A 26,141-nucleotide genomic window follows, 5' to 3' on the forward strand; every position below is an offset into this window, starting at 1 on the left:
TTGCCCGCATACATCGGCAACAGCGCCTTGAGCGCGTGCAGGTTGTCGCCCTGCACGATCAGGTTGCCGTCAAGGCGCGGTTCGCCAATCCCCTTCTCAGGCTGCATGACCAAGGGCCGGAACGGCACCGCAAGGTGATGGTTCCAGACGAATTCCTTGCCCTTGAACACCAGTTCCGTCACCGCACGCCCCCCGCAACCTGTTTTCCCCCATAGAACAGATCACCCCGCCCCCCCCGCAACCGGGAACTGCCACGACCGCTTCATGAGCGCCTCGCTGACGCCTTGTAACCGTGACTTGGCAGGCACACGGGCCGCTCGGCCCGCGTTGCCCTCGTAGGGCTAGGTTGCGGGCGCGGGACTAGTGGGCGGCAAAGGGCCTAAGGGATAATCAGCTTGTGTTCCGGCTGGATCTTGTGCGTGAGGTATTTGCTCACAACGTCAACAAGAGCCACAGCAGCTTGCCGCCAAACACCAGCACGATTAGAAAAACGCCGCCGAAGAAGATCAGAGCTGGGATGGCTAGAATGCCTTCGAGGATAATTCGAAGGTCTGATCTTTTCGGTGGCGTGTCCCGGCAGCACATACGGTACTCCTCGAAGTTTGCTTCCATTTCTTTTCCGACACAGAATCAACGGATCGCTCTAGACAAATTTCGAGAATACGCGTCGTAAAAAAAATTAGAATTTCGGAGCATGCTTTTCCTGCTGCTCAGATAGGTCGAACCTTTCTAGCTCCATGAGTGTTTCTATATGTTCTTCCATAAATTGTTCAGCGTACGAAGCGCTTACCACTTCGCACAGGCTTTCTTCATCGGAATCTCTTCGAGGGCTTCCATAGCCGAGGAATGACGATAGCTCATAGAATCCTAGTTGACTCCGATCCAGAATAACGCCTTCCGCACGCGCAAAAATAATTGGGTTTCTAGACCTATCTTCAGATTCGACAAGACGGGTAATAGTTGCAGACAGCGCCTCTGCCAGACTGTCTCTGGAGATTTGTAACGGCGTTCTAAAGAACCTCATTACATCGCCCCGCCCAACCGCATATATATAGCGATCAGTTGTTTCGTACTCGTACTCTCTTGATCGTTGTTCGAGTTTCAGGTGAACGAAGTCCAAATCACGGTGCCGAGCAGTTGTCATGTAAGCAGCATTTATCGACATGACGCCTTGGCGTGTCGAGATACGGCTATACTTTACAGGATTGCTAACCCCTTTGCAAAGCAAGTCAACCTGGAGCTCTGATGCCAGTGCAGTATCTATGGGGGTGACAAACAGTAGTAAGGCTGCGCATAGATGGCTTCGCGGTAAAGGTAACGCATTCAAAGCTTTTTCATCAGTTTTTCGGTTGAACATTATTAAGGACCTTCAGTTTCTATTTTCATGAAGTCACGCGCTGGAGAGTGGGACGACCTTCCTTTTCCGTTCATGCTTCTTGGATCGTAGGGCAACCAAGCAACTCAGCGGACCTCGTTGACGAGCCGGCGCTTCGCCGGGCAACGGATGCGCTAGCACCGCTTGGCCGTTGCGTAATCATAGGGTGATCTGGTGAACGAAGAACTAAAGCTACTCATTGCGAAACTTCCACGACTTCCCATTATCCGAAATACGCAAACTTTCCAACGCGTCAGCATACCGTAGAGTCAGGCCGTACCAACCTTGATAAGGGCGAATGACCCGCAAGACACCTTGTCGCTTCAAGCGCCGCACTGCTTCCAAGAGCGGCTGACAGCCCTCGGACACGACGCGATCATGATGACGCAGGCCCTCCAGAACCATTGCGCAGATCACTGGGTCGGGGTGCGCCCTGCCCACAGCCCGAAGCAGATCATCGAAAGTCGCGGCATCGACGGTGCCGTAGACGGGCGGCGATATTTCGCGGAACAGTTCAGTTAGCCGTTGGGATGAACCCACCACCAGACGATCAACCGTTTCGATCAATCTTTCTGCGTCCAGAGCACTGCGCCGCCCCACCTCACGTGCTATGGCGTCTCGGCCCCATGAAACCTCAAATCGGACCCGTTTGTTTGTCTTCGCGTAGACCCGCAACAGCAAATTGCGGCCCAAGTCGATTTGGATTGACCGGCTTTGCTGCAATCTACCTGTCTCCATCAGCCTGACCGCACGCGCTGTCGTTCGGCTTCGATTGACTGCCCCTTGAAGCTTCGGCGCAAGTAGATCAACAGTCGAAACAGGGTACGGTGTGCTGAACTCCCAATAGACCTCCAACCCTTTCAAAATGTAACCGAGCGATACCTCAGCCTGTGCATTGTACCGCTCCGATGCTTCATTTAATGGCCCCGCAATTGCACGCTCGACATTTCGGAGCAACTCGACAAAATGCGCCGATGGGGCGCGCGACATGGCATATGAAAAGCGCAAATCAGGGCCGACCAGTAGATTATCCTCTTTGGTAAGCGCATGCTCATCACTCCATTTCTTCGCCGATCTTGAGAGTAGAAGTGAAAAATCCTTGCAACGTCGCGGGCGCGCCGTACCAACCCTCCCAATGAGGCGCTGCGCTTGAATTGCACGGGTGACATTCATTTTGCCATCAAACGAAAACCGTAGAATACTTGAATTATCGCTACGTCCCTCAAGCTTTCCGCTGAACACCGGATTCCCATTGTACCCGTCTTTCTTCCCAGTTGAAGTGCCAACTCGGAAAGGGTGTCTAAGGCGGCTCAGAGAAGTAGAATGAAAAAGGCGCAGTTCTGGATCGCCGGTCGGCAATCCTGCTTCATGGATGAATGTATGAAATGCTTCGAGCGCGTTGACGCCCCGAAGTGAAAATCCGTCGATCCTAATTTCGGCTCGATCTATACATGCCCTGCCAATAGGAAACTCTGGGCTTATATCAAGCTGGGGCATGAATCTGCTACGCGTCATTTATTCGTCTCAATCTATGATTGTGTTGTTCACCTCTTCATTGTTTATAAGGAGGTCCGCTGAATTGAGCGAAAACGCGACGCGGTGCGATAGACTGACGTGGAATGCCACCGTTTGCCTCCGAATGACAGCATGCCGGATTGGTTAAGGCGATCCGCTACGTCACTGTAGCTCAAACCTTCGCGTTCGCGCAGATGGATGATGTTAGGACCTACTTCCCGTGCAAAGGTTTCGGCTGTGTTCTTGCGTTCCCGTGCAAGTTTGGCGCCATTCGCCCCAAGTCGGACGCCGCGCGCCTTGGCCGCTGCGAGTGCAGCCTTGGTCCGTTCGCTGATCCGCCGCCCTTCTTCTTCCGCCATCGCGGCATACACATGCAGCATGAACCGGTCAGCGTTTGGCATGTCGATAGCCGTGAAACGCACACCGCTTTCAAGCAGGCCGGAAATGAAGTGGACGTTGCGGGCAAGCCGGTCCAGCTTGGCAATGAGAAGTGTAGCGCCCAATGCGCGACATGCCTCAATTGCTTTGGCAAGCTCCGGGCGCGTGCCGCGCTTTCCGCTCTCGACCTCGGTAAACTCGGCAAGTAACTCGTGTTCTCCCGACACTAGGAACGCGGTGGTGCTGGCGCGCTGGGCCTCAAGCCCGAGTCCGCTCTGCCCTTGGCGCTGGGCGGAAACCCGGTAGTAGGCGATGTAGCGAGTAGGCATAGTATAGCTCCTGCACAGATAAACGCTCGTTTACCTGTGAACACCTGGTCAGAGGCAGTTTCATTGTAAAGTCCGGAACGCCAATTCGTTTCAACGGGTATCAATTAATCTCCTCTTGTCCGATGGCGCGCTTATAACCGGTTCTAGCGCGCTGTCTGCGTACGGCTTCAAGCAAGATTGCAGTCGTGACACGACTTTTTGGGCGATCCAAGAGGAACTTAGCCAGCTTCGACTGATGCAGTTTAGGCATACAACCTACGTGCGCGCGCATTTACAATTCTCGCAGAGGGTGTATACAAACCAAGCTGGAATTTTTTCCAACTATAGAGATAGGGTGGGTCTTAGTTTGGACCTTCGTGAAATTTTCCTGCGGGGGGTGGGGTGCACGCCGCGATTGGCACGCCGCCGCTTCCCCAGATCAGGTTGACCCGAATCGGGTGCGGCGGAGAGCCTTTCTCTCACTGCGTTTGGCTCCCATCTGGTAATGCCGCCGATCTTGATCGGCTTGGGAAAGCTTCCCTCAGCAACCCATCTCCAGATTGTTGACTTTGAGCAAGTCAAAAGGTCGCACAGATCTTCCACGGTATAAAGTTTTTCGGTCATGACGCATTGACTCCATATTGGTATCAGGAGCTTTATATTAGTCGGAAATGGTCGCCGCGAAAAGAACGTTGATTCTTACCGCTAATCGCTGAAACATGGCGCCTGAATAAAAAAGGTTGACGTTAATTGTCGGCTACTTAACCTGCGTTACCTTCACAGGTCTCTTTAGTTTCCTAGTCACGGGCGAACTTGCGCCCATCGCATAATCTGACCATTGCCGCATAAGGTTGATTCTCTTTTCGAATAGGTCAGAGCGGGCATATGCGCGTTCGACCTGATTTCCTGCGAAATGCGCCAACGCAATCTCTGCTACTTCGCTCGATACAGACGTGGCCTCGCTGCACCAATCTCGGAACGTGCTGCGGAAACCGTGCGTAGTGAAGCCGCTCTCGCCCATGCGCTTGTATAGCGAAGTGAACACCATATCAGATTGTACTCTGGCGCGGCCATCTTTCCCGCGTTGATTGCTGGGAAAGACAAACTCAGGATCAAGACCGCGCTGCCGGTTCAAGATCGCAATCATCTGATCTGTCAGAGGCACTCTGTGAGCCTTACCCGCCTTCATTCGCTCTGCCGGGATCGTCCAGATCCTCTTGCCCATGTCGAACTCTGACCACCGTGCCCCTCGGGCCTCACCTGAGCGCGTTGCGGTAAGGATGACAAAGAGTAATGTATTCGCTGATACGCCGCTTCGGGTTTTCAGTTTTGCGATAAAGCTGGGTAATTCACGCCAACTCATCGCACGCATGTGTTTTGCCCGACGCTTGACGACTGGCAGGGCTTTTGTAACGCCGTTCACCGGGTTCTCATGCGGGTAGTACCCGGCTCCTTTCGCCCAATCAAAGATAGTGGAAAGGCGCTGCTTCAGTCTTCGCGCTGTTTCGTGCTTCTCTATCCATATCGGCTCAAGGACGTTCAGAACGTCTCTGGTGGAAATCTGGTCGAGTGGTCGCTCTTTCAGGTGTCGTACGGCGTAACTCTGGATCGAAGACAGCCACGTATCTGTGTGTTTCTTGTTCTTCCAAGTCGCCCTGTTTGCCTCAAACACACGTTCTGCGGCCTGCTCGAAGGTGATGGCTTCCCTGTTGCGATGGGCCAAGGGGTCGCCGCCGCCGCGCGCTACCTTGCGCAAGCGACGTGCCTCGTCACGTGCTTCAGCAAGCGAAACGAGATGTGCAGACCCGAGGCCAATCTCTCGCCTGCGTCCGAACACGGTTGTTCGGAGAATCCATGACTTCGCGCTACCCTTGCCCACGCACAGGTAGAGGCCCTGCCCATCGCAGTACATCCCCGGCTCTGTGAGAGTGCGGACCTTTAACGCCGTCAGTCCACCCATCTTTTTTTTCCCACCGTTTTTCCCACCGGGCATGTTAGGATGGGGTCGGATTGGATGCAACTCGGTGCTGGCATAGGTTTACGCAACGTGTTGGAATATAATAGGTATTGCGACCGCTTGCTACCGGGCTGGATGCTGGATGAATGGCCCTTGGCTCCACCAGAATAGCCAAGGACTTGGACGAGAAACGCCCCGCCAGATCGGGGTTTTTCTTTCTCGGGGGAAAGCCGAGGTAGCGGGATCGCGCGCGCCTCTGCGTTGGCACTCGAATTGTCATTATTCCACCCCTGGCTGTTGGGTGCGGGCGCTCCATCCTGACGCAAGCTTCTACCCTGTTCGACAAGGGCGCTGCCTAGTCTTCGCGCAAGCGGAAGCGCTGGATCTTGCCTGTGGCGGTTTTCGGCAGGACATCAGTGAAGATCACCCGGCGCGGATATTTGTAGGGGGCGATCATGGCTTTAACATGGTTCTGGAGGCGCTTGATGGTGGCCTCGTTCGCAGTCGCGCCCTCGACCAGCACCACATGTGCTTCGACGATCTGCCCGCGCGAGACGTCCGCCGCGCCGATCACCGCGCATTCGAGGACGTCTTCATGGGCCAGAAGGGCCGCCTCGACCTCGGGCCCGGCGATGTTGTAGCCGGACGACAGAATCATGTCGTCCGAGCGCGCGGCGAAATGGAAATAGCCGGCCTTGTCGCGCCAGAAGCTGTCGCCGGTCAGGTTCCAGCCGTCGCGGACATAGTCCTTCTGGCGGTCGGCGTCGTCGAGATACCGGCAGCCGGTGGGGCCACGCACGGCCAGGCGGCCGATCTCGCCCGGGGGCAGTTCCGACATGTCCTCGGCCACGATGCGCGCAGTGTAGCCAGTCACCGGCCGACCGGTGCAGGCGGGCTTCGAATCGCCGAAGCGGTTGGTAATGAAGATATGCAGCATCTCGGTCGCGCCGATCCCGTCCAGCATCGGCTTGCCGGTCTTTTCCATCCATTCCTCATAGACCGGCGCGGGCAGCGTCTCGCCGGCGGAGACCGCCGCGCGCAGGCTGGACAGGTCCGCGCCTTCGTCCATCGCCTTGAGCATCACGCGATAGGCGGTGGGGGCGGTGAAGCAGACGGTGGCCCGGTGCTTTTCGATGATCTCGATCATGTTCGGGGGCGAGGCGTTTTCCAGCAGGACCGCCGTCGCCCCGAAGCGCAACGGAAAGACCGCGAGCCCGCCCAGCCCGAAGGTAAAGGCCAGCGGCGGTGAGCCGACGAAGACATCCTCGGGCGTGACGTTCAGCACCTCTCTCGCGTAGCCGTCGGCGATGATCAGGATGTCGCGGTGAAAGTGCATCGTGGCCTTGGGCTTGCCGGTCGTGCCCGAGGTGAAGCCCAGCAGCGCCACATCGTCCTGTCCGGTCGCCACGGCATCGACGCGCACGGGTTTCGACAGCGCGATGCGGTCGAGTTCGGCGTCGTGATTGGCAGTGCCGTCGAAACCGACCACGGTCTTCAGAAAGCCCGAGGTCTTGGCGCAGGTCGCGAGTTCATCCATGATCCGCGTATCGCAGAGTGCATGGCTGATCCGTGCCTTGTCGACGATCGCAGTCAACTCGCCCGCGCGCAGCATCGGCATGGTGTTGACGACCACTGCGCCCGCCTTGGTGGCGGCCAGCCAGCAGGCAACCATCGCCGGGTTGTTGGCCGACCGGATCAGGACGCGGTTGCCGGGCTTGACGCCGAAATCCTCGACGAGCGCATGGGCAAGGCGGCTGGTCCAGTCGGCGAGTTCCTTGTAGGTGCGCGACCGGCCGTTGCCGATCAGCGCGACGTGATCGCCGTAGCCCTGCTCGACCATGCGATCGGTCAGTTCGACCGCGGCGTTCAGCCGGTCCGGATAGTCGAAACCATCGAGATGCAACTCGGGCCACAGGTTTTTCGGGGGCAGGTTGTCGCGCGCGAAGCTGTCGACATGGGCGCTTTGTCCCGGCATGGGCGTACTCTCCTTGCGGGTATCAGTCAGGGACGACGGCGGTGGCTTCGATCTCGACGCGGGCGCGATCCTCGACCAGGCCCGCCACCTGAACCAGCGCCATCGCCGGAAAGTTGCGGCCCAGATGCTTGCGGTAGACGCGGCCGAGTTGGGGCAGGCTGGCAAGGTATTCCTGCTTGTCGACGACGTACCAGGTCAGCCGCACCAGATGCTCGGGACCGGCGCCGCCCTCGGCCAGCACGGCCACGATGTTGGCGAGCGTCTGGTCGACCTGCGCCAGAAAGTCGTCGGTTTCGAATTCCTGGTCGGCGTTCCACCCGATCAGCCCGCCCAGAAACAGCAGGCGTCCGCGCGCGGCAATGCCGTTGGCATAGCCGGGCGTCGCTTTCCAATGGGACGGGTGCAGGACGTCGTGGATCATGGCTGTTCCTCCAGATGGGCGGCGAGCTCGGCGCGCAGATAGTCGGGCCAGGGCATGCTGCGCCCGTCGCGGGCGACCCAGACCAGCCGCTGGCGCGCGCTGAGGCGGGTGGTCGCGTCCGGTCCCGTTGCGGCGTGAGTCAGATCGAGCGAGCTGCGCCCCAGCGTTTCTACGGAAAGGTCGAAGCGCAGCAGATCCCCAAGCTTCGAGGGATTGCGAAATTCAATCTCGAAACGCACGGTGGGCACGCCCTGGCGGTCTGCGAACATCAGCTTTTCCCACGGGTAGTCGAGCACGTCGCGGAAGAAGTTTTCGACCTGGCTGTTCAGGATCTCGAAATAGCGCGCGAAGAAGACGATGCCGGCGGGGTCGCAATGGTTGAATTCGATGCGGATGTCGCGCGAATACATCAGTTCGCCCCCAGAAGCTGGCGGGCGATGACCACCCGCTGCACGTCCGAGGCGCCCTCGTAGATGCGCAGCGCGCGGATTTCGCGATAGAGGCTTTCGACAATGAAGCCCTTGCGCACCCCGTCGCCGCCGAACAACTGCACGGCGGTGTCGATGACCTGCTGCGCGGTCTCGGTGGCGTGCAGCTTGGCCATCGCGGCCTCGCGGGTGATGCGCGCGGCGCCCATGTCGCGGGTCCAGGCGGCGCGGTAGACCAGCAGCGCCGAGGCGTCGATCCCCAGCGCCATGTCGGACAGATGGCCCTGCACCATCTGCAGATCGCCGAGCGGTGCGCCGAAAAGCTGGCGGTTCTTCACCCGCGCCAATGCCTCGTCGAGCGCGCGGCGGGCAAAGCCCAAGGCCGCGGCGCCCACCGAGGAGCGGAAGACATCGAGCACCGCCATCGCCTGCTTGAACCCCGCCCCAGCGGTGCCGATCAGGGCGTCATCGGGCAGAAAGACGTCGTTCAGCCGGAAATGCGCTAGCGGATGCGGGGCGACCACCTCGATCCGCTCGAGGATCTCGAACCCCTCGACCGTGGCCGGCATCAGGAACGCGGAGAGCCCTCGCGCGCCCGGTGCTTCTCCAGTGCGGGCGAACAGGGTGTAGACATCGGCGATGCCGCCGTTCGAGATATAGGTCTTCTCGCCGTTCAGCCGCCAGCCGCCGGGCACCTTGGTCGCCGTCAGCGTCGAATTGGCGACATCCGAGCCCGAGCCCGGCTCGGTCAGCGCGAAGGCCGAGATCGCCGCGCCCGCGCGGGTCTTGGCCAGCCACGCGCGTTGGTCGTCGCTGCCAAACAGGCTCACCGTGCCCATGCCCAGCCCCTGCATGGCGAAGGCGAAATCGGCCAGCCCGTCATGGCGCGCCAGCGTTTCGCGGCTCAGGCACAGCGTCCGCAGGTCGAACGCGGTGCCCTGGTCAGTGCCGGTGGGGTCGAGCCAGCCGTCCCGGCCCAGATCGGCGACCAGTTGACGACAGGCGCCATCCACGTCCGAATGATCGACCGGAAGGTTGGCCGCGCACCAAGCGTCCAGCGCCTGTGCCCAGTCGCGGTGCCGGTTCTCGAAAAAAGGCCAGTCGAGATAGCTGCGATCAGCCATGTTGTCTCCCATTTGGGTCCGGGGAGGTCCAGGAGGGGCGCGGGCGCCCCTCCTGGCGCGGGGGGTTGCGGGGGGCGAGCAGCCCCCCGCATGCCGCTTGTCAATTCCCCTCGAAGACCGGTTTCTCCTTTGCCGCGAAGGCCCGATAGGCACGGGCGAAATCCTGCGTCTGCATGCAGATGGCCTGGGCCTGCGCCTCGGCCTCAATCGCCTGTTCCAGCCCCATCGACCACTCGTGATTCAGTTGCGTCTTGGTCATCATATGGGCGAAGTTCGGCCCCGCCGCGATCCGCTGCGCCAGATCCGTTGCCGCCCCTTCAAGTTCGCCGGCGCCATGAAGCGCATTCCAGAACCCCCAGGCCAGACCCTCGTCCGCGCTCATCGACCGGCCGGTATAGAGCAGTTCCGCCGCCCGCCCCTGACCGATGATTCGGGGCAGCATCGCGCAGGCGCCCATGTCGCAGCCGGCCAGCCCGACGCGGGTGAAGAGGAACGCGGTCTTCGCCTCGGGCGTGGCCAGGCGCAGGTCAGCGGCCATGGCCAGGATCGCGCCGGCGCCCACGCAGATGCCGTCGACCGAGGCGATCACGGGTTTTCCGCAGCCCAGGATCGCCTTGACCAGATCGCCCGTCATCCGGGTGAAGGCTAGCAGTTCCGGCATCTCCATGCCGACCAGCGGTCCGATGATCTCGTGCACGTCGCCGCCCGAGCAAAAGTTGCCCCCGTTCGACGCAAGGATCACGACGTCCACGTCCCGCGCATAGGGCAGCGCGCGGAAGGTGTCGCGCAACTCGGCATAGCTGTCAAAGGTCAGCGGGTTCTTCCGCTCCGGCCGGGCAAGGCGGATCGTGGCGATGCGCTCGGCCACGGTCCATTCGAAATGTTGCGGCGCCAGATTGGGCAATTCGGTCATGTTCGCTCCTTATCGCTCGGCAGGGTGCGGCGCAGCACGTCGCGCAGCGTGTCCAGATCCTGGGAGTCGAGATCGCCGAAGAGCGCATCCAGGCGCTCCTCGTGCCCCTGCGCCATCGTCTCGAAGCTGGTGGTGCCCTTGGGTGTCAGCGCGACATGCACGGTGCGGCGGTCGTTCGGCGCGGGCGACCGGCGCACCAGACCGTCCTTTTCCAGCCGGTCGACGACCGCGGTCGCGTTACCGTTCGACACCAGCAGCAGCCGCGAGAGTTCCGACATGGTCATCGTGTCGGCCCGCCGATGCAACGCGGCCATCACGTCGAATCGGGGCAAGGTTGTTTCATGTTCGCGGCGCAGGTAGTCGCGCAGGTCGGCCTCGACCGTGCGGATGACCCGCAGCAGCCGAAGCCACAGCCGAAGGCGGCGTTTCGACAGCGGCGTTGCGAGGATGGGATCGGGCATCACACCTCTCCACCCGATACCGATAGGGCGTGACCATTGACCATCGAAGCCGCTGGCGACGCGAGGAAAAGTGCTGCTGCGGCGATTTCCTCGACATCGATCATCCGGCCCATCGGGTTGTCCGTAACCACCTGCGCCACCGCTGCTTCTCGGCTCAGATCGAACCGCTTCTGCACCGCGTCGACCGCGGCCTGACCGAGCGGCGTATCGACGAAGCCCGGGCAGATCGCATTGCAGGTGATGCCGCGTTTCGCCACCTCCAGCGCGACCGACCGCACCAGACCCAGTACGCCATGCTTGGCCGCGGCATAGGCGGCGATGGTCGGCCCACCCTTCAGGCTGGCGGTCGAGGCCATGGCGATCAGCCGTCCGCCATCGCCCATCCCCTCGAGCGCCGCGCGGAAGGTCAGGAACGTGCCGGTCAGGTTTGCCGACAGCGTCTGGTTCCACTGCTCGAGCGTGATTGATCGCAGCTTTCCGGCGGCGCCGCCGCCGGCATTAGCCACGACCACGTCATAGGGCGCGTCGAAGAGCGTGGCTACCTGCGCCTCCTGGGTGATGTCGACCAGGCGGCAGTCCATCCCGCGTCCGCCATCGGTTTCCTGCAGGGGTTCGCGCCGCCGCCCGGCAATGGTCACGTGACACCCCTCGGCAGCGAAGCCGCGCGCCACCGCGCGGCCGATGCCCGAGCCACCGCCGGTCACCAGGACCCGTTTGCCCGCCAGCCCGGTCATGCCCGCAGCACTTCCTGCTCCCGCTCGGCCAGGCGGCGCATCTGGTCGCGCCCGGCGAGGTAGGGAAGCGGCCAGTCGGTCGCCGAGTCGCCCAGGGCGACGGCCGAATGCAGCGTCCAGTAGGGGTTCGACAGATGCGGGCGCGCCAGGCAGACCAGGTCGGCACGCCCGGCCATCAGGATCGAGTTGACGTGATCGAACTCGTAGATGTTGCCCACGGCCATCGTCTTGATTCCCGTCTCGTTGCGGATCCGATCGGAGAAGGGCGTCTGGAACATGCGGCCGTAGACGGGTTGGGCCTCGGTCGAGGTCTGCCCGGCGCTGACGTCAATGATGTCGGCGCCGGCATCGTGGAACGCTTTCGCGATCTGCACGGCCTCCTCCGGCGTCACGCCGTCCTCACCGACCCAGTCATTGGCCGAGATGCGGACCGAGAACGGCTTTTCCGCGGGCCAGGCGTCGCGCATCGCCCGGAAAACCTCCAGCGGGTAGCGCAGGCGGTTCTCCAGGTTGCCGCCGTAGTCGTCGCTGCGGATGTTCGACACGGGGCTGATGAAGCTGGAGATCAGGTAGCCGTGGGCGGCGTGCAACTCGACCATGTCGAAGCCCGCGCGCGCCGCCATCTTGGTCGAGGCCACGAATTCCGCCGTGACCCGGTCCATGTCGGCGCGCGTCATCTCGCGCGGGACGGTGTTCTGCGGCGACCAGGGCAGGGGGCTGGCGCTCATCACCTCCCAGTTGCCCTCACTCAGGGGGGCGTCCATTTCCTCCCATCCCAGCTGGGTGGAGCCCTTGCGGCCCGAGTGGCCGATCTGCATGCAGATCTTCGCCTGGCTTTCGGCATGGACAAAATCGACGATCCGGCGCCAGGCCGCCTCGTGTTCGGGCGCGTAGAGGCCCGGGCAGCCGGGGGTGATGCGACCCTCGGGCGAGACGCAGGTCATCTCGGTATAGATCAGCCCGGCGCCGCCCTTGGCGCGCTCGCCCAGATGCACGAGGTGCCAGTCGGTCGGGTTGCCATCGACGGCCCGGTATTGCGCCATGGGCGAGACGACGACGCGGTTGATCAGGTCCATGTCGCGCAGCTTGAAGGGGGCGAACATCGGCGCACGGCCCAGCGTGCCGCCGGCCTGTTCCTGAAACCAGTCCTCGGCCGCGCGCAGCCAGTCGGGGTCGCGCAGGCGCAGGTTCTCGTGGCTGATCCGCTGGGATCGGGTCAGCAGCGAATAGGCGAATTGCGGGGGCGGCATGTCGAGGTAGCGCTCCACCTCCTCGAACCATTCGAGGCTGTTGCGCGCGGCGGACTGGGTGCGCAGCACCTCTAGCCGGCGCTCGTCCTGATACCGCTCGAAGGCGCGTTCAAGGGTGGGTTCGCTGTGCAGGTATTCGGCCAGCGCGATGGCCGAATCGAAGGCCAGCCGCGACCCCGAGCCGATCGAGAAATGCGAGGTCGCCGCCGCGTCGCCCATCAGCACGACGTTCTCGTGGTACCACCGTTCGCAGACGATGCGGGGAAACTGCATCCACACGGCCGAGCCGCGCAGATGCGCGGCGTTCGACATCAGTTCATGGCCGTCCAGATGCCCCTCGAATATCTTGCGGCAGGTCTCGACCGTCTCTTCCTTCGTCATGTGCTCGAAACCCCAGCGGTCCCAGGTCTCGGGCAGGCATTCGACGATGAAGGTCGCGGTGGTGTCGTCGAACTGGTAGACATGCGCCCAGACCCAGCCGTGTTCGGTCTTCTCGAAGATGAAGGTGAAGGCGTCGTCGAATTTCTGATGCGTTCCCAGCCATACGAACTTGCAGCGGCGGATGTCGACATCGGGTTTGAAGACGTGCTCGTATTCCTGTCGGATGCGGGAGTTGATCCCGTCCGTGGCGACGACGACGTCGTAGTCCTTGCGATAGCTTTCGGCGCTGTCGAACTCGGTCTCGAAGCGCAGGTCAACGCCCAGTTCGCGCGCGCGCTCTTGCAGCAGGATCAGCATCTGCTTGCGCCCGATCCCGGCAAAGCCATGCCCGCCGGACACCGTGCGCACACCGTCGTGGACCACGGCGATATCGTCCCAATAGGCAAAGTGGTCGCGGATCGCCTCGGTCGACTTCGGGTCGTTCACCTGCATCTTCGACAGCGCGTCGTCCGACAGCACCACGCCCCAGCCGAAAGTGTCGTTGGCGCGGTTGCGTTCCATCACCGTCACCTCGTGCGACGGGTCGCGCAGCTTCATCGAGATGGCGAAGTAAAGGCCGGCTGGCCCGCCGCCGAGACAGAGGATCTTCATGAGCGACTCCCTTAGCGCTGCCCGCAGATTGGCAGCTTCGCGCCTATATTTCAATCTTGAAATGATGGGCGCGCGGGAACGCTGATGCGCTTTCAGAAAAGCGGCGGCAACTGGATAAGGCTCAAGGGGCCAAGGGACAGGGTGCCTTCGCGCAGGGTCAGCGAAAGTTCGATCAGGTCTGGCGAGTCGGCGGCGGCCATGCCGGCCAGCATCGGCCGCAGGACCCCGGCCTGATTCGCATCGATGAGACCCGCCTCGGCCAGTCGCTGCAGAAGCGCGGGCCAGCCGGTCACGCGCAGGGTCAGGGGTCCGGACAGCCTGCCGTTTGCATCGGGCTCGACCTCGCCGGTGGCGTCAAGATCGACCCCATCAAAGCGTACCCGCGCCCCGGTCAGGGCAACCGCGACCGGACGGGGCAGGGGGCCTTCCAGCGTGGTGCGGTCCAGCGGGCGATCGAACTGCGTGCGACCTTCCAGCCGCAGCGCGTCAAAGCGGCGCGGCCAGTTCCCCTCCGGATCGAAGTCGTCCATCCAGGCCGGGTCGGGAAAGACCGTCTCAAGTTCAGCCACCACCTCATGCAGGCGCGCGTCCTGCGACCGGCTGGCGATGCGCAGCGCATCCGCGGTGTGCGTCGCGCCATCGGTCTGCAAGCGCGGCTCGGTCGCCACCAGCGCCATTCGTTCCAGCGGCAGGGACAGCCCTGGGGTCATGACCAGGCTTGCGCGCGCGTCTTCTGTATGCAGGGACGCGGTATGCCCGGCGATGGTGAACTGCTGATCGTTCGGAAAGACCACGATCAGGTGATGCGGCTTGTAGCTGAGCGCGAAGACCTGGACGAAAGGCGCCTGCCAGCGGGCGTCGCCCCCCGTCAGTTGCGGCGCGTCGATCGTCAGGTCGAAACGGTTCGGAAACCCGCGGACGCTGTGCGCATCGGCCACGAAATTCGGGCTTTCGACCAGCGACTGCGCAACGGCCCGGTCCAGCGCGCGCGCACCGACGAACCAGTAGGCGCCCCACGTGGACGCCACCACCACGGCCAGGATTGCCAGAATGCGCAGCATTCGCCCCTCTTTCGTTCCCAACGCCCTTGGTGTTTACATCCCAGCGGCGGCGCCGACCAGTGCCGCAATGGAGGTACGCGTGGAGCCTTTCTGGGTTTTCGGTTACGGATCGCTTCTGTGGGATCCCGGCTTTGCCTGGACGTCGCGCCGGCTTGCGCGGCTTGACGGGTATCATCGATCCTTCTGCATGCGCTCGATCCACCACCGCGGCACGCCCGAGGCGCCGGGCCTGGTTCTGGCGCTTGATGCCGCGCCGGACGCGGTCTGCCATGGCATCGCCTTCGAGCTGGCCCCCGAGATCGCCGAGGAAACGCTGGAATACCTGCGTGCGCGCGAACTTATCTCGGCCGCCTATCTGGAAACGGTCGGGACCCTCACGCTGGACGATGACACGCAGATCGAGGCGCTGGTCTACGTGATCGACCGCGCGCACTGGCAGTATTGCGGCGGCCTGCCCCTGGACGAACAGGCCGCGATCATCGCCCGGGCCGAGGGCGGACGCGGCGCGAATCGCGACTATCTCTATCAGACAGCCGCGCATCTGGCCGAACTTGGCCTTGCCGATCCGGACCTTGAATGGCTTTCCAGCCGGGTGCGCGCGTTGACGCAGCCATAGTTACCGGTTGGCAAGCGGCCTTGTTCTCAATAGGTTCAGGCGAAAGACCCTGAGGGCGAGACAGTATGGCAAGACAGGTGAGAACGGGGTCGCTGGGTCCGATCGGCGGCGTGCAGTTCAGCCAGCCGGTACGCCAGATCACGCTCATGCTTCTGTCGCTGGCGCTGGTCGGCATCGGCGTCTACATCGCCTTTCCGCGCGTCTCGGGGATCTTCTTCGCCAACCTCTGGCTGAACGGCTTCATCTTTCTGGTGTTCCTGATCGGGGTCTTCGTCGCCTTCTGGCAGGTGATCCAGTTGTCGACCTCGGTCCGCTGGATCGAGGATTTCGCGTCCGAGCGCCCCGGCCATCAGATCACCGTCGCGCCTCGCCTGCTGGCGCCGCTCGCGTCCCTGCTCAGGTCTCGCGGCAAGCAACAGACGCACATCAGTTCGACCTCGGCGCGCTCGATCCTTGAATCCGTGGCGACGCGGATCGACGAGGAACGCGACATCACCCGCTATCTGGTGAGCCTCCTGATCTTCCTCGGTCTCTTGGGCACGTTCTACGGCCTCGCGACCTCGGTCCCAGCGGTGGTCGAGACGATCCGCTCGCTCGCCCCGCAGGAGGGGGAGACCGCGCTGTCCGGCTTCGGTCGCCTCATGACCGGGCTCGAAGCGCAGCTCGACGGCATGGGCGTGGCGTTCTCCTCGTCGCTGCTGGGACTGGCGGGGTCGCTGGTCGTGGGCCTGCTGGAGCTTTTCGCCGGCCATGGGCAGAACCGCTTCTACCGTGAACTGGAGGAATGGCTTTCCTCGATCACCCGCCTCGGCTCGGCGGCGGTCGAGGGGGAGGGCGGCGAGGCCGGCAACCTGGGCGCGCTGGCCGTCGTGCTGGACAGCATGACCGACCAGTTGCAGATGATGCAGGCGCGCCAGGCCGATGCCGAGTTCGGACGCCGCCGCACCGAGGAAGGCCTGGCCGCCCTGGCCGAGGCCGTGAGCCGCCTGCATCAGCGCCTTGAGGGCGATGGTGGAACCTCCGTCGCGCTGGAGCGCCTGGCCGAGGGGCAGGAGCGCCTGATCCAGCTTCTCGCCGGGCGCGAGGATGCCGACGAGCCGCATATCGAGGCGGAGACCCGCCTGCGGCTGCGCTCCATGGACGTCCAACTGCTGCGCATCCTCGAGGAACTGAGCGCCGGCCGTCAGGAGAGCATGGCCGATCTGCGAAGCGATCTGGCAGCCTTGACCCAGGCAGTTCGTCTGCTGGGCCGCCATCCGCCATCGATGATCGGGCCGCGTCGGGATGACGGGCCGGGGCACGGGGGCTAGGCATGTCGCTTTCCCGCCGCTCGGGCCAGCGATTCTCGACCGCGATCTGGCCGGGGTTCGTCGATGCGATGACGGCGCTCTTGCTGGTGCTGATCTTCGTCCTGTCGATCTTCATGATCGTGCAGTCCGTCCTGCGCGAAACCATCACCACGCAGGACAGCGAACTGGAGGGGCTGGCATCGCAGGTGTCGTCCTTGACCGATGCGCTGGGGCTGTCTCGCGCGCGGGTCGAGGCGCTGGAAGGCGAAGTCACCGAGCTGTCCGACGACCTCTCGGCGATGCGCGAGACCGCCCGCGCGCAGGAGGGGCAGATCGCCGCGCTCGGCCGGTCCCTGGCCCAGCGAGAGGGCGAGTTGCGCGCCGCCCGCGATGACATCACGGCGTTCGAGGCACGCATTGCAGGCCTGATCGCCGAACGGGCGGAACTGTTCCAGATCGTCGAGGAACTGGAAGGCGAGCGCGACACGGCACTGTCCGAAGGCGAGGCGCTGTCGCAGGCGCTGGCACTGGCCCGCGATGAACTCGATGCCGCCGCCGAGGCCGCCCGGCTGGATGCCGCCCGCCGCGAAGCCGTCGAAGCCGCATTGGCCGAGATGCGCACCCGGGCAGAGGAAGGCGAAGCGAGCCTTGCGCAGATGCTGGCCCGGTTGGAGGCGCGCGACGCCGAACTGGCAAGCCTTTCGGAACGCGAGGCCGCGCTGGCGGCCGAGGCCGAGGCGTTGAGCGAGTCTCTGGCCGAGACCGAGGAAGCGCGCGAGGCCGCCGCCGCCCGCGCGGCGGCACTGGACGAGGAACTGTCCGAGGCGGAGCAAGCGCGCCTGGCCGAACTCGCCGCCGCCGAAGCCCTGCGCGCCCGCCTCTCTGCCACCGAGGCCGCCCTGACCGAGGAGGAAACGGCGCGCCTGGCCGAGATGGCCGCGGCCGAGGCCCTGCGTCAGCGGTTGGCCGAATCCGATACCGAACTGACGGCCATGACCATGGCGCTGGAGGCCGAGCGCGCGCGCGCCGAGCAAACGCTGACCCTGCTGGCGGCGGCCAATCTGGCACGAGCCGAGGCCGAGGCCCTGGCCGAGGATCGCCTGACCGAGGCCGAGGAGCGTGCCGCGATGCTGGCGATGGCACGTACGCAGCTTTCCCAGGCCGAGGAGATGTCCGAGGCCGAACAACGGCGGCTGGCGCTGCTCAACGAACAGGTGGCGGCGCTGCGGTCGCAGGTGTCAAACCTTCAGGACTTGCTGGGTGAATCGCGTTCGCGCGAGGCCGAAGCGCAGACGCAGATCGAAAGCCTTGGTAGCGAACTCAACGTTGCCTTGGCGCGCGTCGCTTCCGAACAGGCCCAACTGGCCGAGGAACAGCGCCGCCGCGCCGAACTGGAGGAAGCCGAACGCCAGCGGCTTGAGGAGGAGGCGCGCCAGCTTGAACGCTACCGCTCTGAATTCTTCGGCCAGATGCGCGACATCCTCGCCGGCCGGGAGGGGGTGCGCATTGTCGGGGACCGTTTCGTGTTCTCGTCGGAAGTGTTGTTCGAGCCCGGTTCGGCCGACCTCGCCGCCGAAGGACGCTCGCAGATCGCCAATGTGGTGGCGATCCTGTCGGAAGTCGCGCGCGTGATCCCCGAACAGATCGACTGGATCCTGCGGGTGGACGGGCATACCGATGATGTCCCCATCGCCCCCGGCGGGCGCTGGTCAAACAACTGGGAGCTGAGCCAGGCGCGCGCGCTGTCGGTCGTGATCTACATGATCGAGGATTTGGGCTTTCCGCCCGGCAGGCTGGCGGCGACGGGCTTCGGTGAATACCGGCCCGTGAACCCGGGCAGCAGCCCGGGCGCGCGCGCGCAGAACCGGCGGATCGAATTGAAGCTGACCGAGCGGTGAGCCGGAATCGAAAGACGCCGCCGTAGGTCTACGGCGGCGTTCTCGGTTGATTCTGGGTTCTTCGTGGCCTCAGTCGGCGGTCAGAAGCGGTGGCTTGCTGCCGCTGATCCGTGGCTTGTCGGACTCCTCGACCTGCAACTCGATCTTGTCGTCGCGCAACACGACGCGCACGACGCCGCCCTTAACCAGGCGACCGAAGAGCAATTCCTCGGCAAGCGGTTTCTTCACGTTCTCCTGGATGACGCGGGCGAGCGGACGAGCGCCCATCTTGTCGTCATAGCCCTTCTCGCCCAGCCAGGCTGCGGCTTCATCCGACAGCTCGAACGTCACGTTGCGGTCCATGAGCTGCGCTTCCAGCTGCAGGACGAATTTCTCGACCACCCGCATGATCGTCTCCTGCCCCAGCGGTGCGAAGCTGATCACGGCATCCAGCCGGTTGCGGAATTCGGGCGTGAAGGTCCGTTCGATCGCGGCGGTGTCCTCGCCCTCGCGCCGTTCGCGACCAAAGCCGATCGCCGACTTCGCGAGTTCAGCCGCACCGGCGTTCGAGGTCATGATCAGGATCACGTTGCGGAAATCGACCTGCCGGCCGTTGTGATCGGTCAGCTTGCCATGGTCCATCACCTGCAGCAGGATGTTGTAGACGTCCGGATGCGCCTTCTCGATCTCGTCCAGCAGAAGCACGCAGTGCGGATGTTGGTCGACACCGTCGGTCAGCAGGCCGCCCTGGTCGAAACCGACATAGCCCGGCGGCGCGCCGATCAGGCGCGAAACCGCGTGTTTCTCCATGTACTCCGACATGTCGAACCGCAAAAGTTCCACGCCCAGCGACGCCGAAAGCTGCTTGGCGACCTCGGTCTTGCCGACGCCGGTCGGGCCGGCGAACAGGTAGTTGCCGATCGGCTTTTCCGGCTCGCGCAGGCCGGCGCGCGCCAGCTTGATGGCCGAGCTCAGCGCCTCGATCGCCTTGTCCTGACCGAAGACGACGCGCTTGAGGGTCGTCTCCAGATCGCGCAGCACCTCGGCATCGTCTTTTGATACGTTCTTCGGCGGGATGCGGGCGATCTTGGCCACCACCGCCTCGATCTCCTTGGGCGAGATGGTCTTGCGCCGCTTGGCGACCGGCAGCAGGTGCTGCGCCGCGCCGGCCTCGTCGATCACGTCGATCGCCTTGTCGGGCAGCTTGCGGTCGTTGATGTAGCGCGCCGCCAGTTCCACCGCGACCTTGATCGCGTCATTGGTGTAGCGCAGCTCGTGGTGCTTTTCGAAATAGGGCTTCAGTCCCATCAGGATCTTGATCGAATCCTCGACCGAGGGCTCGTTCACGTCGATCTTCTGGAACCGCCGCGACAGGGCGCGATCCTTCTCGAAATGCTGGCGGAATTCCTTGTAGGTGGTCGAGCCCATGCAGCGCAGCTTGCCGCCCTGCAGCGCGGGCTTGAGCAGGTTCGATGCATCCATCGCCCCGCCCGAGGTCGCCCCGGCACCGATCACGGTATGGATCTCGTCGATGAAAAGCACCGCGTCGGGGTGCTCCTCCAGTTCCTTCATGACCGATTTCAACCGCTCCTCGAAATCGCCGCGGTAGCGCGTGCCGGCCAGCAGCGCCCCCATGTCGAGCGAGAAGATTGTCGATTTCGACAGGATCTCGGGGGTGTCGCCATCGACGATCTTCTTGGCCAGCCCCTCGGCGATGGCCGTCTTGCCGACACCGGGATCGCCGACCAGAAGCGGGTTGTTCTTGCGCCGGCGGCACAGCACCTGGATGCAGCGCTCGACCTCGGCCGCGCGCCCGATCAGGGGATCGACCTCGCCCTTCTTGGCCTTGGCGTTCAGGTCCACGCAAAACTTCGCCAGCGCCGAATCCTTCGCCTCGCCCTTGGCGGCATTCGCCGCCTCGGCCTGCGGCTCCTCGGCGCCACTGACCGGGCGGCTTTCGGAAAAGCCGGGGTTCTTGGCCACGCCGTGGGCGATGAAGTTGACCGCGTCGTAGCGCGTCATGTCCTGCTCCTGCAGGAAATAGGCCGCGTTCGACTCGCGCTCGGCAAAGATGGCGACCAGCACGTTCGCGCCCGTCACCTCGTTGCGGCCGGAGCTTTGCACATGGATCGCCGCGCGCTGGATCACCCGCTGGAACGCCGCGGTCGGCACCGCTTCGGAGCCTTCGACATCGGTGACCAGCGTCGACAGGTCATCCTCGATGAAATCCTGGAGCGTCTTGCGCAGGTCGTCCAGATCGACGTTGCACGCCTGCATCACCCGCGCCGCGTCGGGCTCGTCGATCAGCGCCAGCAACAGGTGCTCCAGCGTCGCCAGTTCATGGCGCCGGGTGTTGGCCAGCGCCAGCGCGCCGTGGATCGCCTGTTCTAGGGTCGAGGAAAACGATGGCACGGGTCTGCTCCTTTTTATGGTGCTGCGGGGCCGTCCTTGGACGGCCCGGTTGTCAGCGCGGCACCCCGGGCCGGTCGAGATCAGCGTGGGGGTGCAAGGTTAAAGTTTGGTTTTCCGAGCGTCGCTTCAAGGGAAATCCACAGAAGGGCACAAAAAAACACGTTCCGGTCGCGCACGAGATGGTGAAAGCGCGCCGCGCGGGCATCAGGCGGCATCCTTTCGACGCCGGATTTCCGCAAAGACTTCCAGCGGGGTCGCGCCCGGCCGGCCGGCGGATTCGGCAACCTCGGGCAGATGCACGCGCAGATACGGATTGAGCGCCTTTTCCGAGGCCAGCGTCGTGCCGGTCGTCGGCAGGCCCTTTTCGGCGAGTTGCGGCAACTCGGCCTGCCGTGCGGCCAAGGCATCGGCGTCGGGGGCGTAGTTCGCCGCGAAGGCCAGGTTTGCCGCGGCGTAATCGTGCCCGCTGTAGATACGCGTGTCTGCCGGCAACTTCGCAAACCGGGCGATGGTGGCGAACATGTCCGCCGCGGTCCCTTCGAAAAGGCGCCCGCAGCCATGCGTCATCAGGCTGTCCGCCGAAAAGAGCGCCTCGAGGCCGGGAAAGTGAAAGGCGACATGGCCCAGCGTGTGCCCCGGCGCGTCGAAGACCTTGCAGCCGCCGTCCATCAGCGCGTCGCCCGGCGTGAAGGCGTGGTCGAGCGCGGGCAGGCGTTCGCGGTCCGCGCGATTGCCCAGTATCGGGGCCGGGTGCTTGTCGAGGATCCCCGAAAGACCTTCGACATGATCCCAGTGGTGATGCGTCAGCAGGACGCGCGCCAGACGCCAGCCGCTTCGGTCCAGCGCATCAAGGATTGGGTCGGCTTCGGGCGCATCGATCAGGGTCGCGGCGTCGGTCGCCGGGTCGTGGACCAGAAACGCGTAGTTGTCCTTCAGGCAACGGATGATGCGGATCTCTTTGCTCATGGTGTCCCTTCCGTTGGTCGGGGGCGGGCGCGGGGCTTTGCAAACGCGCCGGGATGTTGCAGGGTCAGTCTGGTTCATGCCAGAGCGGAGCGCAATGCACCTCGACGTTCACGTTTTGCGCGACTTCTACTACCGGACCGAACTGGGCCGGGCAGCCCAGAAGGGCGTGCGCGATCAGCTGGTCGAGATCTGGGGCTCCACCCGCGGGATGACAGTCGCCGGCTACGGTTTCGCGGTTCCGCTGCTGCGGCCGTTTCTGCAAGAGGCGACGCGCGTGATCGGCCTGATGCCGGGTCCGCAGGGCGTCATGCACTGGCCGGCGGATGGCCTCAATCATTCGGTCCTGACCGACGAGGCCCGCTGGCCGCTGGCGAATGACAGCGTCGACAGGCTGGTCCTGCTGCATGGGCTGGAGACATCGGACCACCCCGCCGCGCTGCTGGACGAGGCGCACCGGGTGCTGGCGCCGCAGGGCCGCGCGCTGGTCATCGTGCCCAGCCGAACCGGGTTCTGGTCCCGGCGCGATGCCACGCCCTTCGGCTTCGGTCGTCCGTATTCACGCAGCCAGATCGAGCGGCTCCTGATCGAATGCGCCTTCGTGCCGTCGGGCCATTCCGCGGCCCTGTTCTTCCCCCCGTTCGAGCGTCGCTACTGGCTCGGCTCCGCGCGCACGCTGGAGCGTCTGGGAAAACGCTATGTCCCGGAGCGGCTGGGCGGGGTGCTGATGGTGGAGGCGATCCGCCGTGACGCCGCGCCAACCCGCCCGGGCCTCAAGGCCGACGCGCGCCGGCCGCTCGCGGTGCTCGAAGGCGTGCCCCACGGCTCGGCCCATCCCGCCTGGATGCAGCAGGGGTGCAACGCAATCCGCCCCGTTGACCTTGCCGGCCGGGGCGTGCCGTATGCCGTCCCAGTCGCGGTTCAAGCCGAGGGTCCAGACGGGTCCGGCGCGCGGGGTTAAGAATTGGTTTCGATCACGACTTTTGTCGTATGAAGTCAATCCGTTGGGCGATTGTCCAAATTTGGACGCCGCCCGCGCCGAACCCTTCCAGGCCCCGAACGGGGCTTATTGCAACCCCGCGCAGAACCGCTGGATACGGCTGCAGGCCTCGCGCAGAACCTCGTCCGAGGTCGCGTAGCTGACCCGGAAATTCGGGCTCAGCCCGAAGGCCGCGCCGAACACCACCGCGACCCCTTCCTCCTCCAGCAGCGCGGTCGCGAAGCTTTCGTCGTCCGCGATCTTCGCCCCGCCGGCCGAGGTCTTGCCGATACAGGCCGAGATGTCGGGATAGACGTAGAAGGCCCCTTCCGGGGTCGGGCAGGTGATGCCCGCTGCCGCGTTCAGCATCTCGACCACCAGGTCGCGCCGGCGCTGGAACGCCTCGCGAAACTCGGGCAGGAAGTCCTGCGGCCCGGTCAGCGCCTCGACCGCAGCGTATTGCGAGATCGAACAGGGGTTCGACGTCGACTGCGACTGGATCGTGCCCATCGCCTTGATCAGTTCGACCGGCCCCGCCGCATAACCGATCCGCCACCCGGTCATCGCATAGGCCTTCGACACCCCGTTGCAGGTCAGCGTCCGCTCATAGAGGCCGGGTTCGACCTGCGCCGGCGTGCAGAACTCGAATTCGTCGAAGACCAGGTGTTCGTACATGTCGTCCGACATCACCCAGACATGCGGGTGGCGCATCAGCACGTCGGTCAGCGCCTTCAGTTCTGCCCGGCCATAGCCCGCACCGGTCGGGTTCGACGGCGAGTTGAAGATGAACCACTTGGTCTTCGGCGTGATCGCGGCCTCCAGCGCTTCGGCGGTCAGCCTGAAGTTCGTCTCGATCCCCGCCGGCACGATCACCGGGGTGCCGCCCGCCAGTTGCACCATGTCGGGGTAGCTGACCCAGTAGGGTGCGGGAATGATGACCTCGTCACCCGGATTGAGCGTCGCCATGAACGCGTTGTAGAGCGTCTGCTTGCCGCCGGTGCCCACGGTGATCTGGTTGGGCGCGTAAGTCAGCCCGTTCTCGCGTTTGAATTTATCGGCTATCGCGGCTTTCAGCTCGGGGATGCCGTCGACGGCGGTATATTTTGTCTTGCCCTCGTCGATGGCACGCTTCGCCGCACCCTTGATGTTTTCCGGCGTGTCGAAGTCCGGCTCGCCCGCGCCCAGGCCGATCACGTCCCGCCCCTCGGCCTTCAGTTCGCGCGCCTTGTTGGTGACGGCGATCGTGGCCGAGGGTTTCACCCGCTTCAGCGTGTCGGACAGCAGGGGCATGTCGCGCTCCGGTTTGATGTTTTCGGCTCAGTCTCATATTGTGCTCCGGACAGGCCATCAAGCGCAAAGACGAAGGATCGAACGATGAGCGAAAGCGACACCTGGTACTCGGAGACGCAGGCGACCCTTGGCGACCGGCTTGCCGCAGCGCGCGAGGCCGCCGGGCTGAGCCAGTCTTCGCTCGCCACGCGGCTTGGCGTGCGACAGAAAACGCTGCGTTCCTGGGAAAGCGATCTTTCCGAACCGCGCGCGAACCGGCTGCAGATGCTCGCAGCCATGCTGGGTGTCTCGCTGCGCTGGCTCCTGACGGGCGAGGGCGAGGGGGTCGACCCACCGGCCCCGACCGACGTATCGAGCGATGCGGCGTTGCTGCAGGCGCTCTCCGATCTGCGCACCATGCGGGGGGAGCTTCTGAAGATGACGGAACGGATGGGCCAACTCGAAAAGCGCCTGCGCAAGCAGATCGAGACAGTCGATGAATGAGGGGCACGACGCCGAACTGCGCCGCTTGCGGATGCGCGCCTGGCGACGTGGCACGCGGGAGATGGATCTGATCCTCGGCCCGTTTGCCGACAGCGCGCTTGCCGCCCTCTCGGATGCCGAACGCGAGAACTTCGACAGATTGCTTTCCGAGAACGATCACGACCTCTACCAGTGGTTGACGGCGCGCATCACGCCAGCAGGTGAAGCTGCGTCGGGGCAGGGGCCGGATCACTACGCAGCGCTTCTCGATCAGATCGCGGCATTCGCCGTCGACCGCTTGCGGGCGACCGGCACCTGACGCGGTGTTGCCTATCCTGCGGAACGGGTTGTTCAGGTTTCGTCAACGATTTCGCGTCTCTGCGAATTCTTCCCTTATTTAACCCGATTTTTGTCTTTGCCGGCCACTTTCCACCTTGGTGTTACTGGTCGGAGAACAGGAATGAGTTACCACCCGCACTTCAAGCCGCCGATTGCAGGCGCGTCGTCAGACGATGTCGAGGGCGCTCAGCCTGAAAGCCAGCCCTCGATGCTTGGGCGCTATCTCGAAAGCCTTGCACTGGTTGAGCGGATGCATCGCTTGTTGCTGGACGTGATCAAGGACGAGTTCGAACGGCTCGGCATCCTCGACATCAACGCCGTGCAGGCCCTCCTGTTGTTCAATATCGGCGAGAACGAGGTGACCGCGGGCGAGCTCAAGACTCGCGGGTACTACCAGGGCTCGAACGTGTCCTACAACCTGAAGAAGCTTGTGGAATCCGGCTACATGCACCATCAGCGCTGCGAAATCGACCGACGCTCGGTACGCGTGCGTCTGACGCAGCAGGGTCGCGATGTGCGAGATGTGGTCGCCAACCTCTTCGTCCGCCACGCGGAAACGCTCGCGTCCAAAGAGGTCTTCTCGCTCGAAGAGATGGAAAACAACAACATGGCCTTGCGCCGACTCGAACGGTTCTGGAGTGAGCAGATTCGCTACATCTACTGAGCCACGCTGACAGCAGACAGCGCTGCGCATGTCTCGTGTACCTGCATAGCGCTGCGATCTCTCGACAGCGCGCAGGGGCACGGGAACGGTTCGGCGGGTTGGGCGTTACCCTTTCGTGCCTGTGACAGGCGATGAACGCGGAGAGACGCCATGCCCCTGACGACCATTCTGATCATTCTTCTCATCCTTCTCCTGATCGGAGCCTTGCCGACATGGGGCTATTCGCGCGGCTGGGGCTACGCCCCGTCGGGCGTCATCAGCGTGATCCTCGTGATCCTGCTGATCATGGCATTGACCGGACGGCTCTGATCCGCGTGG

Annotated in this window: 26 protein-coding genes and 1 pseudogene; 8 read left to right on the plus strand and 19 right to left on the minus strand. The window is 63.6% G+C overall.

From position 1 onward, the window contains the following. The 16 genes and pseudogenes from IM708_RS15105 to IM708_RS15180 all read right to left on the minus strand — a co-directional run. A pseudogene (locus IM708_RS15105) lies at positions 1 to 182 on the minus strand (site-specific DNA-methyltransferase); the annotation flags it as partial. 250 nt (positions 183 to 432) lie between these two features. Further along, positions 433 to 612: a hypothetical protein gene (locus tag IM708_RS15110; RefSeq protein WP_209427415.1), complete on the minus strand. Its 180-nt coding sequence runs from the start codon at positions 610 to 612 to the stop codon at positions 433 to 435. Between the two features lie 67 nt (positions 613 to 679). Continuing rightward, positions 680 to 1,357, minus strand: coding sequence for a hypothetical protein (locus IM708_RS15115; protein WP_209427416.1), 678 nt, complete (start codon positions 1,355 to 1,357; stop codon positions 680 to 682). A gap of 210 nt (positions 1,358 to 1,567) precedes the next feature. Then, positions 1,568 to 2,872 carry a hypothetical protein gene (locus tag IM708_RS15120; protein WP_209427417.1) on the minus strand — a complete coding sequence of 435 codons (1,305 nt, stop codon included), beginning with the start codon at positions 2,870 to 2,872 and terminating at the stop codon, positions 1,568 to 1,570. Positions 2,873 to 2,934: 62 nt separating this feature from the next. Further along, positions 2,935 to 3,597 (minus strand): recombinase family protein, encoded by a 663-nt coding sequence (locus tag IM708_RS15125; RefSeq protein WP_209427418.1) that lies wholly within the window; start codon positions 3,595 to 3,597, stop codon positions 2,935 to 2,937. Between the two features lie 321 nt (positions 3,598 to 3,918). Continuing rightward, positions 3,919 to 4,200, minus strand: coding sequence for a helix-turn-helix domain-containing protein (locus tag IM708_RS15130; protein ID WP_209427419.1), 282 nt, complete (start codon positions 4,198 to 4,200; stop codon positions 3,919 to 3,921). Between the two features lie 133 nt (positions 4,201 to 4,333). Beyond that, positions 4,334 to 5,536 carry a site-specific integrase gene (locus tag IM708_RS15135; protein ID WP_209427420.1) on the minus strand — a complete coding sequence of 401 codons (1,203 nt, stop codon included), beginning with the start codon at positions 5,534 to 5,536 and terminating at the stop codon, positions 4,334 to 4,336. Positions 5,537 to 5,888: 352 nt separating this feature from the next. Continuing rightward, complete coding sequence (locus tag IM708_RS15140; RefSeq protein WP_209427421.1) at positions 5,889 to 7,508, minus strand: AMP-binding protein; 1,620 nt, start codon at positions 7,506 to 7,508, stop codon at positions 5,889 to 5,891. Positions 7,509 to 7,530: 22 nt separating this feature from the next. Next, positions 7,531 to 7,929 (minus strand): RidA family protein, encoded by a 399-nt coding sequence (locus IM708_RS15145; RefSeq protein WP_209427422.1) that lies wholly within the window; start codon positions 7,927 to 7,929, stop codon positions 7,531 to 7,533. Next, positions 7,926 to 8,339: a thioesterase family protein gene (locus IM708_RS15150; protein ID WP_209427423.1), complete on the minus strand. Its 414-nt coding sequence runs from the start codon at positions 8,337 to 8,339 to the stop codon at positions 7,926 to 7,928. Before IM708_RS15150 ends, IM708_RS15145 begins: the two co-directional genes overlap by 4 nt. After that, the gene (locus tag IM708_RS15155) at positions 8,339 to 9,481 is read right to left on the minus strand and encodes an acyl-CoA dehydrogenase family protein (protein WP_209427424.1); all 1,143 of its coding nucleotides are present in this window, start codon (positions 9,479 to 9,481) and stop codon (positions 8,339 to 8,341) included. The genes IM708_RS15150 and IM708_RS15155 overlap by 1 nt, the downstream gene beginning before the upstream one ends. Positions 9,482 to 9,581: 100 nt before the next feature. Next, the gene (locus IM708_RS15160; protein WP_209427425.1) at positions 9,582 to 10,394 is read right to left on the minus strand and encodes an enoyl-CoA hydratase family protein; all 813 of its coding nucleotides are present in this window, start codon (positions 10,392 to 10,394) and stop codon (positions 9,582 to 9,584) included. Continuing rightward, positions 10,391 to 10,855, minus strand: a complete 465-nt coding sequence (locus tag IM708_RS15165) for a MarR family transcriptional regulator (RefSeq protein ID WP_209427426.1) — start codon at positions 10,853 to 10,855, stop codon at positions 10,391 to 10,393. Before IM708_RS15165 ends, IM708_RS15160 begins: the two co-directional genes overlap by 4 nt. Next, positions 10,855 to 11,589 carry an SDR family NAD(P)-dependent oxidoreductase gene (locus tag IM708_RS15170; protein ID WP_209427427.1) on the minus strand — a complete coding sequence of 245 codons (735 nt, stop codon included), beginning with the start codon at positions 11,587 to 11,589 and terminating at the stop codon, positions 10,855 to 10,857. Before IM708_RS15170 ends, IM708_RS15165 begins: the two co-directional genes overlap by 1 nt. Further along, positions 11,586 to 13,871: a bifunctional salicylyl-CoA 5-hydroxylase/oxidoreductase gene (locus tag IM708_RS15175; protein ID WP_209427428.1), complete on the minus strand. Its 2,286-nt coding sequence runs from the start codon at positions 13,869 to 13,871 to the stop codon at positions 11,586 to 11,588. Before IM708_RS15175 ends, IM708_RS15170 begins: the two co-directional genes overlap by 4 nt. 92 nt (positions 13,872 to 13,963) lie before the next feature. After that, positions 13,964 to 14,932: a DUF2125 domain-containing protein gene (locus tag IM708_RS15180; RefSeq protein ID WP_209427429.1), complete on the minus strand. Its 969-nt coding sequence runs from the start codon at positions 14,930 to 14,932 to the stop codon at positions 13,964 to 13,966. 79 nt (positions 14,933 to 15,011) lie between these two features. On the opposite strand from IM708_RS15180, the gene IM708_RS15185 reads away from it, so the two are divergent. The 3 genes from IM708_RS15185 (at position 15,012) to IM708_RS15195 (ending at position 18,735) form a co-directional block, all read left to right on the plus strand. Further along, positions 15,012 to 15,548, plus strand: a complete 537-nt coding sequence (locus IM708_RS15185) for a gamma-glutamylcyclotransferase (RefSeq protein WP_348524981.1) — start codon at positions 15,012 to 15,014, stop codon at positions 15,546 to 15,548. Between the two features lie 65 nt (positions 15,549 to 15,613). After that, positions 15,614 to 16,858, plus strand: coding sequence for a biopolymer transporter ExbB (locus IM708_RS15190; RefSeq protein ID WP_209427430.1), 1,245 nt, complete (start codon positions 15,614 to 15,616; stop codon positions 16,856 to 16,858). A 2-nt stretch (positions 16,859 to 16,860) separates the two neighbouring features. Next, a complete protein-coding gene (locus tag IM708_RS15195) occupies positions 16,861 to 18,735 on the plus strand; it encodes a peptidoglycan -binding protein (protein ID WP_209427431.1) in 1,875 nt (624 codons plus the stop codon). A 69-nt stretch (positions 18,736 to 18,804) separates the two neighbouring features. Here IM708_RS15195 and clpA read toward each other — a convergent pair whose 3' ends face one another. Together clpA and gloB are read right to left on the minus strand one after the other, a co-directional pair. Then, on the minus strand, positions 18,805 to 21,126 hold the full coding sequence (clpA, locus tag IM708_RS15200; protein ID WP_209427432.1) for an ATP-dependent Clp protease ATP-binding subunit ClpA: 2,322 nt from the start codon (positions 21,124 to 21,126) through the stop codon (positions 18,805 to 18,807). 204 nt (positions 21,127 to 21,330) lie between these two features. Continuing rightward, positions 21,331 to 22,092, minus strand: coding sequence for a hydroxyacylglutathione hydrolase (gene gloB, locus IM708_RS15205; RefSeq protein WP_209427433.1), 762 nt, complete (start codon positions 22,090 to 22,092; stop codon positions 21,331 to 21,333). Positions 22,093 to 22,186: 94 nt separating this feature from the next. On the opposite strand from gloB, the gene IM708_RS15210 reads away from it, so the two are divergent. Next, a complete protein-coding gene (locus IM708_RS15210) occupies positions 22,187 to 23,050 on the plus strand; it encodes a methyltransferase domain-containing protein (RefSeq protein WP_209427434.1) in 864 nt (287 codons plus the stop codon). 105 nt (positions 23,051 to 23,155) lie between these two features. Here the strand turns inward: IM708_RS15210 and IM708_RS15215 are convergent, their stop codons facing one another. Then, the gene (locus tag IM708_RS15215) at positions 23,156 to 24,358 is read right to left on the minus strand and encodes a pyridoxal phosphate-dependent aminotransferase (protein WP_209427435.1); all 1,203 of its coding nucleotides are present in this window, start codon (positions 24,356 to 24,358) and stop codon (positions 23,156 to 23,158) included. Positions 24,359 to 24,442: 84 nt separating this feature from the next. Here IM708_RS15215 and IM708_RS15220 point away from each other — a divergent pair, with 84 nt between their 5' ends. From IM708_RS15220 to IM708_RS15235, 4 genes are all read left to right on the plus strand, one after another. Continuing rightward, entirely contained in the window at positions 24,443 to 24,841 is a 399-nt protein-coding gene (locus tag IM708_RS15220; RefSeq protein ID WP_209427436.1) for a helix-turn-helix transcriptional regulator, read from the plus strand. Then, the gene (locus tag IM708_RS15225; protein ID WP_209427437.1) at positions 24,834 to 25,139 is read left to right on the plus strand and encodes a succinate dehydrogenase assembly factor 2; all 306 of its coding nucleotides are present in this window, start codon (positions 24,834 to 24,836) and stop codon (positions 25,137 to 25,139) included. The genes IM708_RS15220 and IM708_RS15225 overlap by 8 nt, the downstream gene beginning before the upstream one ends. Positions 25,140 to 25,367: 228 nt before the next feature. Continuing rightward, positions 25,368 to 25,823, plus strand: a complete 456-nt coding sequence (locus IM708_RS15230) for a winged helix DNA-binding protein (protein ID WP_209427451.1) — start codon at positions 25,368 to 25,370, stop codon at positions 25,821 to 25,823. Between the two features lie 156 nt (positions 25,824 to 25,979). After that, positions 25,980 to 26,132 (plus strand): DUF3309 domain-containing protein, encoded by a 153-nt coding sequence (locus IM708_RS15235; protein WP_209427452.1) that lies wholly within the window; start codon positions 25,980 to 25,982, stop codon positions 26,130 to 26,132. Positions 26,133 to 26,141: the final 9 nt, after the last annotated feature.

The sequence above is a fragment of the Pararhodobacter sp. SW119 genome, from assembly GCF_017811755.1.
Lineage (GTDB): Bacteria > Pseudomonadota > Alphaproteobacteria > Rhodobacterales > Rhodobacteraceae > Pararhodobacter.

What these genes read in the sequence shown, in the direction of transcription:
- IM708_RS15210 (WP_209427434.1), top strand. Translation starts at nt 22,187, where the DNA reads ATGCACCTCGACGTTCACGTTTTGCGCGACTTCTACTACCGGACCGAA.
- IM708_RS15165 (WP_209427426.1), bottom strand. Translation starts at nt 10,855, where the DNA reads ATGCCCGATCCCATCCTCGCAACGCCGCTGTCGAAACGCCGCCTTCGG.
- IM708_RS15130 (WP_209427419.1), bottom strand. Translation starts at nt 4,200, where the DNA reads ATGACCGAAAAACTTTATACCGTGGAAGATCTGTGCGACCTTTTGACT.
- IM708_RS15110 (WP_209427415.1), bottom strand. Translation starts at nt 612, where the DNA reads ATGGAAGCAAACTTCGAGGAGTACCGTATGTGCTGCCGGGACACGCCA.
- IM708_RS15125 (WP_209427418.1), bottom strand. Translation starts at nt 3,597, where the DNA reads ATGCCTACTCGCTACATCGCCTACTACCGGGTTTCCGCCCAGCGCCAA.
- IM708_RS15190 (WP_209427430.1), top strand. Translation starts at nt 15,614, where the DNA reads ATGGCAAGACAGGTGAGAACGGGGTCGCTGGGTCCGATCGGCGGCGTG.
- IM708_RS15225 (WP_209427437.1), top strand. Translation starts at nt 24,834, where the DNA reads ATGAATGAGGGGCACGACGCCGAACTGCGCCGCTTGCGGATGCGCGCC.
- IM708_RS15170 (WP_209427427.1), bottom strand. Translation starts at nt 11,589, where the DNA reads ATGACCGGGCTGGCGGGCAAACGGGTCCTGGTGACCGGCGGTGGCTCG.
- IM708_RS15145 (WP_209427422.1), bottom strand. Translation starts at nt 7,929, where the DNA reads ATGATCCACGACGTCCTGCACCCGTCCCATTGGAAAGCGACGCCCGGC.
- IM708_RS15215 (WP_209427435.1), bottom strand. Translation starts at nt 24,358, where the DNA reads ATGCCCCTGCTGTCCGACACGCTGAAGCGGGTGAAACCCTCGGCCACG.
- IM708_RS15160 (WP_209427425.1), bottom strand. Translation starts at nt 10,394, where the DNA reads ATGACCGAATTGCCCAATCTGGCGCCGCAACATTTCGAATGGACCGTG.
- IM708_RS15180 (WP_209427429.1), bottom strand. Translation starts at nt 14,932, where the DNA reads ATGCTGCGCATTCTGGCAATCCTGGCCGTGGTGGTGGCGTCCACGTGG.
- IM708_RS15120 (WP_209427417.1), bottom strand. Translation starts at nt 2,872, where the DNA reads ATGCCCCAGCTTGATATAAGCCCAGAGTTTCCTATTGGCAGGGCATGT.
- IM708_RS15135 (WP_209427420.1), bottom strand. Translation starts at nt 5,536, where the DNA reads ATGGGTGGACTGACGGCGTTAAAGGTCCGCACTCTCACAGAGCCGGGG.
- IM708_RS15115 (WP_209427416.1), bottom strand. Translation starts at nt 1,357, where the DNA reads ATGTTCAACCGAAAAACTGATGAAAAAGCTTTGAATGCGTTACCTTTA.
- IM708_RS15140 (WP_209427421.1), bottom strand. Translation starts at nt 7,508, where the DNA reads ATGCCGGGACAAAGCGCCCATGTCGACAGCTTCGCGCGCGACAACCTG.
- IM708_RS15195 (WP_209427431.1), top strand. Translation starts at nt 16,861, where the DNA reads ATGTCGCTTTCCCGCCGCTCGGGCCAGCGATTCTCGACCGCGATCTGG.
- gloB (WP_209427433.1), bottom strand. Translation starts at nt 22,092, where the DNA reads ATGAGCAAAGAGATCCGCATCATCCGTTGCCTGAAGGACAACTACGCG.
- IM708_RS15230 (WP_209427451.1), top strand. Translation starts at nt 25,368, where the DNA reads ATGCTTGGGCGCTATCTCGAAAGCCTTGCACTGGTTGAGCGGATGCAT.
- IM708_RS15150 (WP_209427423.1), bottom strand. Translation starts at nt 8,339, where the DNA reads ATGTATTCGCGCGACATCCGCATCGAATTCAACCATTGCGACCCCGCC.
- IM708_RS15220 (WP_209427436.1), top strand. Translation starts at nt 24,443, where the DNA reads ATGAGCGAAAGCGACACCTGGTACTCGGAGACGCAGGCGACCCTTGGC.
- IM708_RS15175 (WP_209427428.1), bottom strand. Translation starts at nt 13,871, where the DNA reads ATGAAGATCCTCTGTCTCGGCGGCGGGCCAGCCGGCCTTTACTTCGCC.
- IM708_RS15155 (WP_209427424.1), bottom strand. Translation starts at nt 9,481, where the DNA reads ATGGCTGATCGCAGCTATCTCGACTGGCCTTTTTTCGAGAACCGGCAC.